Origin of the sequence: Ilyobacter sp., assembly GCF_041583315.1 — a bacterium.
Classification (GTDB): Bacteria; Fusobacteriota; Fusobacteriia; order Fusobacteriales; family Fusobacteriaceae; genus Ilyobacter.
Map to the genome: position 1 here is coordinate 1 of NZ_JBFHGC010000031.1, position 9,660 is coordinate 9,660.

General features: G+C 36.1%; 9 protein-coding genes and 1 pseudogene. 4 read left to right on the forward strand and 6 right to left on the reverse strand.

From position 1 onward, the window contains the following. Nucleotides 1-226 (forward strand): SelB C-terminal domain-containing protein (locus tag ABZA26_RS02180; RefSeq protein ID WP_372712885.1); only part of this gene is annotated, 226 nt, incomplete at its 5' end. A gap of 235 nt (nt 227-461) precedes the next feature. Here the strand turns inward: ABZA26_RS02180 and ABZA26_RS02185 are convergent. The 4 genes from ABZA26_RS02185 to ABZA26_RS02200 all read right to left on the reverse strand — a co-directional run bounded on the left by ABZA26_RS02185 (nt 462) and on the right by ABZA26_RS02200 (nt 3,166). After that, nucleotides 462-608, reverse strand: a complete 147-nt coding sequence (locus ABZA26_RS02185; protein ID WP_372712886.1) for a histidine kinase — start codon at nt 606-608, stop codon at nt 462-464. A 35-nt stretch (nt 609-643) separates the two neighbouring features. Continuing rightward, nucleotides 644-790, reverse strand: a complete 147-nt coding sequence (locus tag ABZA26_RS02190; protein WP_372712887.1) for a histidine kinase — start codon at nt 788-790, stop codon at nt 644-646. A 132-nt stretch (nt 791-922) separates the two neighbouring features. Then, a complete protein-coding gene (locus tag ABZA26_RS02195) occupies nt 923-1,609 on the reverse strand; it encodes a chorismate synthase (RefSeq protein WP_372712888.1) in 687 nt (228 codons plus the stop codon). A gap of 150 nt (nt 1,610-1,759) precedes the next feature. Continuing rightward, the gene (locus tag ABZA26_RS02200; RefSeq protein WP_372712889.1) at nt 1,760-3,166 is read right to left on the reverse strand and encodes a CHAD domain-containing protein; all 1,407 of its coding nucleotides are present in this window, start codon (nt 3,164-3,166) and stop codon (nt 1,760-1,762) included. Between the two features lie 118 nt (nt 3,167-3,284). Between ABZA26_RS02200 and ABZA26_RS02205 the strand changes: the two genes are divergently transcribed. Beyond that, on the forward strand, nt 3,285-3,605 hold the full coding sequence (locus ABZA26_RS02205; protein ID WP_372712890.1) for a hypothetical protein: 321 nt from the start codon (nt 3,285-3,287) through the stop codon (nt 3,603-3,605). Nucleotides 3,606-3,898: 293 nt separating this feature from the next. Here ABZA26_RS02205 and ABZA26_RS02210 read toward each other — a convergent pair whose 3' ends face one another. Continuing rightward, nucleotides 3,899-5,410: a Ppx/GppA family phosphatase gene (locus tag ABZA26_RS02210; protein ID WP_372712891.1), complete on the reverse strand. Its 1,512-nt coding sequence runs from the start codon at nt 5,408-5,410 to the stop codon at nt 3,899-3,901. A gap of 155 nt (nt 5,411-5,565) precedes the next feature. Between ABZA26_RS02210 and ABZA26_RS02215 the strand changes: the two genes are divergently transcribed. After that, nucleotides 5,566-7,095 (forward strand): hypothetical protein, encoded by a 1,530-nt coding sequence (locus tag ABZA26_RS02215; RefSeq protein ID WP_372712892.1) that lies wholly within the window; start codon nt 5,566-5,568, stop codon nt 7,093-7,095. Then, nucleotides 7,085-9,109 (forward strand): polyphosphate kinase 1, encoded by a 2,025-nt coding sequence (gene ppk1 / locus ABZA26_RS02220; protein ID WP_372712893.1) that lies wholly within the window; start codon nt 7,085-7,087, stop codon nt 9,107-9,109. The genes ABZA26_RS02215 and ppk1 overlap by 11 nt, the downstream gene beginning before the upstream one ends. A 13-nt stretch (nt 9,110-9,122) precedes the next feature. Here ppk1 and ABZA26_RS02225 read toward each other — a convergent pair. After that, nucleotides 9,123-9,660, reverse strand: a pseudogene (locus tag ABZA26_RS02225) (phosphate--AMP phosphotransferase); the annotation flags it as partial.

The following is a 9,660-nucleotide window of genomic DNA, read 5'->3' on the forward strand; positions in this document are numbered from 1 at the left end:
ACTTCTCATCCCCCTTCAAGAAGATATCTTTTTTATGAAGGGATTCTTTAATGAGGGAGAAAAGAGAATAAGAAAAAAAGCTGAAATAAACGGAAAAATAACTCTAGCTGAAACAAGAGAAATCCTTGAAACAAGCAGAAAGTTTGCACTGGCCTTTTTGGAAAAACTCGATTCTTTAGGAGTAACAAATCGGATTGAAGACTATAGAATTATAAAAACTGATTAATAGTGGGGGGCAAGTCTTTCCGAATTTACACATAATTTTGGAAAGACCCCTCTTAATTTAATTTTATTATTTGCATATTTCTCTTGAATTGATATTACATAATTTATAATATAAAAAAAAGACCCTCTATACACTATCGTCTGAGAGTCTTAATCTATAAAATTTGAGCTAGTAAACAACACAAGAGGTGCTCACTTCCCTTCCTAAGCATTTTTTGTAAGTAAATTTTTTTTACCTAAAAATTAGAAACTATATCCTCGTAAGAATCTTCACCTTCATAAAGGCTGTCCCAGTCTACATTGCTTTTCAATACCTCATACCTGTTTTTCTCAACATAAGATATATACTCACAAAATTTTTCATAATCCATATTCTTTTTCATATTTAATCCTCCCTTTTTACAATGAAATTACTGTATTAAAAATTAAAAACTATATCCTCGTAGGAATCTTCCTCTTCATAAAGGCTGTCCCAGTCCACACTGTTATCTAAAACTTTATGACCCTCTTTTTCTAAAAAATCAAGATATTCAGAAATCTTTTTTAAATCATCATTCTTTTCCATGGCGGCTACCTCCTCAATAGGTTTTCAAATTCTTCTTATGTAAAGAGTATAGCACGCCATTCTTAATTTACAAAATATATATTATTTCGATTATCTATATATTTTATATATGTTTTATCAGGGAAATATTATTTAAATTAATTTATCCGCTACCACGGCGGCGGTTGCGGCCTCTACAAATACATCCATTACTGCAGCGATGCATGGGTATTTTAAAGCTTTGTTTGGAGAAAAGGTCACTAGAACCATCTTTGGATAAACCTTTTCCGACAGAGCAGTCACTTTGGTTGATTTTATTCCTAGTCCAAACTGAACGGCTTCTATTTCTGGAACAGTTGAAAAAAGAAGTTTAGAAAGATCAGCCTTTATAAGATTCACATCCATCCCTTCAGGTAAAGAACACTCTACGCTTCCTCCGAAGGAATCTTTAGTCATTATCATTTTTTGAATACCTATTTTTATATATTCATTATTCTTTTCATTGGTGCTTATCCCACCTATATCAATAGTTTTACCCTCTATACCGCCCTTTACGATCTTTTTTGCCAGTACCCCAGCCAAAATTACTGCAGATACCACATCACCTTTTTTATACTCAAACCTGATATCCTCTCCTGTGGTTTTTTCCTCAGTTATCCCGGAAACTACATCTATCTCTTCTTCAGGGTTTATGGTAACTCCCTCCATCTCACGTCTTGCAAGGTCTTTCCCAAAATCCATTGCTGTAATCTCTATCCCTCTAGGAACTCCTGAAACAACAAGCTCTACCCCTTCTGAATTTTCACTTATTTTTATTTTGAATCTGTCTCCAAATAACATTCTTAGCCTCCTGTAATTTTAAATAAAGTTTTCAAAGCATTATACAACAAAAGCAAAGGTTTTCAAAGGATAAGAAGACCTATGCTCTGAAAGAACCAAATTTAAAAATTGATATTATCCCATATAAAAATAAAAAGTGAAGATGAGATTTTACCCATTTCCACTTTTTTCTAGAGCATATTTTTCAAAAAGTTCTCTCAGAAGAGCACTTTTTTTATATAATCTATTTTTCAGATTTTCAGAGACATTTCCTATACGAAACTCCAGCTTACCTTCTGAAATATCAACACTAAAATCCTTTACCCATTCTGACTCTCCAAGATCCATCCCGTCTGCTGTCCTAAGAATACTTGAAAGTTTCATTATCCTGTCTATCTCTTTTTTCGGAAGAATCTTCTCAAACTTATTTTTTATTTCAATTTTTCCCCTGTGATTTTTAACCATCAGAGCTATTATAATCCTCTCACGAAAACTAAACGGGAGGTAGTCACTAAAAGATATCATTCTGAATGAGTTGACATTATGTTTCCCATATGGGATTATATATCCGATATCATGGAGGAGTGCTCCTGTTTCCAAAAAATATCTGTCTTCTGCATTGAGTCCGAAAACTCCTTTTAGGATTTCAAAGATTTTTACCGACCTTTCTCTCACTCTGTTCAGGTGCTCTAGGTCTTCTGAAAACTCTTCTGTAAACTTTTGAGCCATTAAAATCTTTTTCTCCCTGGAATACCTTATGGAACGCATCTCCTGAAAAACTTCAAATTCTTCAGATATTTCTGAAGCCACGGTCTCTAATATTTTTTTAAGAGTTTCCGGTATTTCATGAACAAGAGATTTAAATTCTATAATTTTACTATGTCTTTTCTCATTCAAAAAATTTATTAGGCTATTAAACTGGCTCCACCTTTCAAGGAAAGTCTCAACCCACACATCAAAATCATGTATTTCTCCCAGACAGTCCTGATAATTTTTCAGGGTCAGAATAAGCTTTTCATATTTTTTATCTTTTTCTGAAACCAACTCCAGCATATATCTTATTTTTTTTATATTTATACGAAGTTCATGCACATCTTTTGGATTTTCCGACACAGGCCAGGAACCTATAATGTCAGCGACTCTCTTATAGAGATAAGTGTAAATATCATATTTGTATCTCTTTTTTTCATCCATTGAACTTCTGATCTCATGCAAGAAATTTTCACCGGAAAATGTGGGCATGATTTTTAAGGCCCCTCTTTTTATGAGCTCTCTTTCATAAAGAAGGTCGTCTAGCACTGTTAGTAATGTGGGATCTTCTTCGATTCTTTCACTTAAAATCCTTATCCGAACCTCTATATCTCTCAGAGGTCCCAATATTTCGGAGATATTTTTTATTCTCCCCTCCGCCTCTTTTGAAGAACCAAATAATTTCAGTATTCCTCTTATTCTCCTCACACTCACCCTGCACCTGTGAACTATTTCAGGATCGTTGCTCTGGCTCAAATCTTTAAGAGCTTTATCCACCATTTTTACCCTGTTTTCCATTTCATCAGAAAAATCACAAAATCTGTACATAAGAACCCCTCCGTCTTCCTTTTTCCTTTTACTATTTTCCCATTAACTGGCATTTTTCCTACAAAATATCAAGGAAACGAGATTTTAATGGGTAAATTATTTTAAGAGGTGATATTATATGACAAAAATGTGTAAGTGCTGTTATGACCTAAAAGGCAAGGAACTTGAAAAATATATTGAAATGACAGGAAACGGAAGATATATATGTAAAAAATGCGGTCATTTTGCAGAGGACAAGAAAAATCTCTGTTCTCCGGAGGAAAGGACCGGAGAATTTGTAAAAATCCCAGTTGAGACTTCCAAGGTTTCAAAAAATTCAAAAAAATTTGAAAAAAAGAAGATAAAAAATCTGGAAGTGAGAGAACTCCGGGAAATAATAAAAAATGAAATGGAAAAATTTTTAAAGCCCGAACATAAATCAGAAGAAGAAAAAAATTAAAACAAGTAGAAAATATGCTAAAACATCTTCAAAAAACACTAGCTGGAGGTTTTTTATGAAAATTATAATTTTGACTTTAACAATGCTTCTTTTTACCGGTTGCTCAGTACTCATGTTACCTGTAAAAGCAGTTACCACTGTTATTGATGTTGCACTTTGATCCATACTACCGCCTGCCACACATGACGGACGGGTTATTTACCAGTCACTTTGAAGTCATTGAGATATTTATAAAAAAAGTACAGCTGTAATAACTTTTTGCAGCTGTACTTTTTTATATGAAAACTCGGTTCTCAGTGAAATTTTTTCTTTGTGACTATAAGCTGTCTCCCGAAAGCTTCTCTGAATCTTTTTCCAGACATAAGTACTCTGCTTATCTGTACATCCAGCAGATCTTCATTTTCTACATGAAAAGTCACACTTTCCTCTCCCACCTCTATACTCAGCCGATCACTGTCCAATAAAAATACCCTGTTAAATATCTTGGAGATCCTAAGCATCACCGAGAGTTTTTCCATCACCCTTATATCTTTTTTGCCCAGTATCGTCCCGTAGTCTTTAGCTATATCGTTAAACTTATCCTGCTGCGAGACAATTAGGGCAGCCATCAGTAGTTTTCTGTGTTTTATACCCTTCAGGCCCGAATTGATTATCATATAAAAGGAATGAAGTGGGTTGTCATAATAGTTTATGTTGACTCCCGCCCTTCCCAGGTATGAGGCCGTTCTTATAACCTTGTCTTCTATTTCCGCTATCCCGTGAAGTGGCTTCATGTTCTCAAATATCTTCATGAATATTTTGTATACTCTCTCACCGCTTTCCTCAGAGAGGTCAAAATGCTCCATTACATCTGAAAGAGAATCTTCAAAAACATTTTCCACATGTTTCCCGTACTCATTTAGTTTTTGGTACAGCACTCCTTCCCTTATACCGACGCCGCTTATTATGACCATTTCCACACCTGTGAAGTTTAAAAGCTCCACCACGGCACAGAGAGCCCCTGTAAAAATATCCGCCCTGGATTTTGAAAGTCCGTTTATCTCAAGCTTATGCAAATAACTTTTTTTCTTCACATAATCAAATACTACATTTACGTCTTCATCTTTCAGACTGTAGTCATGAAGAATATTGAGAGGATATTCACACATTATAGAGTGCACCTTTGCCATATTTCTGATGGTCCCACCTACTCCTACAAGGGGTATATCACCCACCTCTTTCAGCCAGGAAACTTTTTCATATTCTCCTATTATATAGCTCTTGAGTTTTTTCTCTGCATAATCAGAGATTCTCTCTTTTACATTAGCCAGCTGGGCCAGTGTAACCGATCCAAAATTAAGACTTACCCACTTGTGGACTCTCCGCTTCTTAAACCATACCAGCTCTGTACTTGCTCCCCCCATGTCTACGAGAAGACCTTCATCTATATCCAGGCTGTTTGTGGCTCCTAAAAGAGAGTAATACGACTCTTCCTCCCCTGTAAAAATTTTGACCTCCATTTGGAGCTCCTTTTCCACCTTGTCTATGAGAAGATGGGAATTTGTAGCGTTTCTGACTGCTGCTGTGGCAAAGGCTATAATCTCATCAGTTTCATTTTGGGCACATATTCCCTTAAATATCTTCAGGGTGTGATATGCCAGGTCTATTTTTTTTAGCTTTAGTTTTCCTGTGCTGTTCACCCCCTCTCCCAACCTCACACTTTCTTTTACGTCTTCTATCACACAGAAGTTTTTGGCCGGGGTAACCCTAAAAATAACAAGCCTCATGGAGTTTGATCCTATATCTATAATTCCTATTTTTTTCATAATCTACCTCCTGAACAGAGTATAGTTGAGTTTATAAGAGAAAATAACTAAAAACACCCCTGTTAAAATCACTTACTCTATTTAGATAATATTTTACAAAGGATTTTCTGATTTCCTTCGAAAGTTTATTACATAAAAGTTTATGGAGGTCTATTATGCCTGTGATTTCAGTAATAGAAATTTCCCCTACAGCTGTAGAGATGATAATCTGTGAAAAATCAAAAAATAAAATAAGAATTCTGGAAAATATAAGCGAAGAGCTAAATATTTTTCTAGGATCAGAAAAAGTAAACTGCATCTCCTTTGAGAAGGGAAGAAAACTATGTATTATACTAAATAAAATGAAGGCCCTTTCAAAAGACTACGGTGTAAAAAATATCCTCACAGTTACAACAAGCAGTTTTGATACTGTGAAAAATATTCTTTTTATTCTGGATCAGATCAAAATAAAAGTGGGCCTCGATGTTGAGGTTTTTACAAATTTTGAAAAAAAGAAACTCCTTTTTAAAAAATTTCTCGTAAGAAAAAAAGAGATCATCCCTCAGAAAAAAAATACTATGCTTCTCAATATCGGATCAACTACCACTGATTTTTTTATAATAAACGGAAAAAAGCTCATGATAAATGAATCCATCTCCACAGGAGGGTATAAATTTGCAGAGCTCATACAGGAGCATAATCTCACCTCAGAAGAGAGCATGAAATTTATAGAGGAATATGTGGATAATTATCTAGAGGAGATAAAAAAAGAAGCAGGCAGAAAAAAAATAGGGAGTGTGATACTTCTTGGTGAAAGTGAAAATATCTTCACAGGCACTGAGGGAGAGCTCTCTGTATATTCATATGACAACCTTGATAAACTGGTAAACAAACTGAAATCTCAGTCTTTCAGCGGGATAAGTAAAAAATTTGGCACAACCCCTATACAATCTGTGAGAACATATGCCAGACTTTGCCTTTTAAAATATATCTCCTCATATTTTAAAATTTCTGAAACAAAAATTTTCTACTATGACACAAAATATCTCATGGCCTATGAGCACTTTTTCCCAAAAGAAAAAAAGATTCTAGAGGATGAACTTTGGGATCTTACCATACAGGCCGTCATGGATAAGGCAAATAAATTTAGTTTTCACTTGGGGCACTCCACCTTTGTCAGAAAATTTTCCAAAGACTTCTTTGAAGTATTAAGTCCACTTCACAACATGGGGGAAAATGAAAAAAAATATCTGGAGCTGGCATCTTATCTCCACGATACAGGAAAATATATCAATTTCAGTGCCCATCAAAAGCACTCTCAATATATATTAACAAACTCCTTTATTCCAGGACTTGTAGAAGATGATCTGAAAATAATAGGACTTCTGTGCCGCTTTCATAATGTAGATTCTCCAATCAGAGTAGATAACATAGAGAGTATGGAAAGTATTCCATCTCATAAACAGATGGATATCATGAAGCTTGCCGCTATACTGAAGCTAACAGTATCTTTAGACAGGAGTAAGAATCAAAAGGCAAAAGAGATCAATCTGAAGCTCAAGGGAGATGAGATAATAGTGCATGTAGTCACAGAGGAAAACTACCGCATAGAAACTATTTTCTTTGAGCATCAGAAAAAATTCTTTAAAGATATCTTCGGTATCAATCCAGTACTGAAATTAGACAGGAGGCGCCATGGAGAATAATTATAATTACAGTCATTTTTTCAATAGAGAACTCAGTTGGCTAGAATTCAACCAAAGAGTTCTCGATGAGTCAAATGATAACCAGGAACCTCTTTTGGAGAGGTTGAAATTTTTAGCCATTACCTCCTCAAACCTTGATGAATTTTTCATGGTAAGAGTGGCAGGACTTATGGCGCAGTATGAAGAGGGAATGATAAAAAAAGACCTCTCTGGACTAACTCCACAGGAACAGCTGACTGCAATAAATAAAAGAGTCAAAAGATTTGTAAAAGAACAGTATGATTCCTATAACGAGATAATTTCAATACTTCTAAAAAAAGATCATCTGAAAATAAAAACCCATTCTGAGCTGGATAAAAAACAGAAAGAGTATGTAGATGAATTTTATCAAGAGACACTTTTCCCCATACTGACTCCCATGGGCATAGATATCTCCAGACCTTTCCCGCATATCTCTAGCGGGACTCTGAATCTGATAGTAAATATTGAAACGTGGACAGAAAAACAGATATCCATCGTCCAGGTACCCAAGGTGGTTGACAGGTTGTTAGAGCTCCCGTCTAAGTCTAGAAAGGAATTTATCCTTATAGAGGATATCATCCAGGAAAAACTGGGCAACCTTTTTCCTGGATGGAAGATAAAAGAAACCGGGATTTTCAGAATCACAAGAAATGCAGATATGATAATCGATGAAGAGGAAGCAGAAGACCTTCTCATAGAGATCGAAAAAGAAATCCATCAGAGAAAATGGGGAGAGCCAGTAAGGGTAGAGTGCTGTCAAAAAATGCCAGAGAAATCAAGGGAGTTTCTCTTCCAAAATCTGAAAATTTCCAATAATGATTTTTATGAAATATCAGGCCCTCTTGACCTTGCATTCCTTTTTGAATTTATGAATTTTAAGGGGCTTGAAACTTTAAAATATAAAAACCAGCCTCAGAAAAGGTACAAGCATCTGGAAAAGGAATCAATTTTTTCATCTATCAGAAAAGAGGATGTGATCCTGTCACACCCGTACGACTCATTCGAACATGTCTCTGACCTCATAGAGGCCGCTGCCGTGGATAAAAATGTCCTGGCAATAAAACAAACCCTCTACAGGGTAAGTGGTGACTCCCCCATAATCAAATCTCTTATAAACGCCGCCAGGGTCAATAAACAGGTAACTGTCGTTGTAGAGCTAAAGGCCAGATTTGATGAGGAAAGAAATATAATGTGGGCAAAAGAATTAGAAAAGGCAGGATGTCACGTTGTCTATGGTGTCAGAGGTCTAAAAGTTCATTCTAAATGCCTGCTCATAGTAAGAAGAGAGCCCTCTGGGATAAAAAGGTATCTTCATCTGGGTACAGGAAACTATAACAATTCCACTGCCAAACTTTACACAGACCTCTCTCTCCTCACCACAGACGAGGAACTTGCTGCCGATGTGAGCAACCTTTTCAACCTGCTCACAGGTTTTTCCCAAGGATTCCCCTGGAAAAAACTCATAGTAGCCCCAAAGAATATGAGGAATGAATTTTACAGGCTCATAGACAGGGAGATATCCAACACCTTAAATAATAAGAAAGGAAAAATCATAGTAAAACTAAATTCCCTGGTAGACGAAAACATAATAAAAAAACTCTATGATGCTTCCAGAGCAGGAGTAGAAATTATTCTGATAGTCCGAGGGGCATGTTGTCTCAAATCCGGAATCGAGAATATCAGCGATAATATAAAAGTATTCAGTCTTCTGGGAAGATACTTAGAACACTCCAGAATTTACTATTTTGAAAATGGAGGTGACCCAGAGCTGTATCTTGCCAGTGCTGACTGGATGACCAGAAATCTCGACAGAAGAATCGAAACAATGTTTCCCGTAAAAGAATCCTCATCCTATAAAAAAGTCATGGAGATTTTAAACTCTATCTTAGAGGATAACGTAAAATTGAGGTTTCAGGAAAAAGACGGAAGTTATTCAAAAATTAAAAACAATAAAAAACTTATCAGCTCACAGGAATATCTGTTCACAAGATAAGAAAAAAGGGAGATTATTTCTCCCTTTTTTTAAGTGCCTTTTCCAGCTCTCTGATTATTATTTCCATCACCTTCAACCTGGCATAACGCTTTGAATTACCGGGAATGACATACCATTCTGAACTGTCTGTAGACGTCATCGTTACCATATCCTCCACAGCATCTTTGTAAAGATTCCACTTTTCTCTGTTTCTCCAGTCTTCCTCTGTTATCTTCCAGTTTTTATATGATGTCTTCTCCCTCTCCTTAAACCGTCTGAGCTGCTCTTCACTGCTTATATGCAACCAGAATTTCAATACCACGGCACCGTCATCTGACCACTGGGATTCCATGGAATTTATCTCGTGATAGGCCCTATGCCACTCTTCCTCTTTACAAAACCCCTCTACTCTTTCCACAAGGACCCTTCCGTACCATGTCCTGTCAAATATAGTAATATGTCCCCCCTTGGGGAAATCTATCCAGAATCTCCACAGATAATGGTGTCTTTTTTCTGTTTCATTTGGAGCAGCTATCGGAATAACATCATATCCCCTGGGGTCTAGCCTGTCT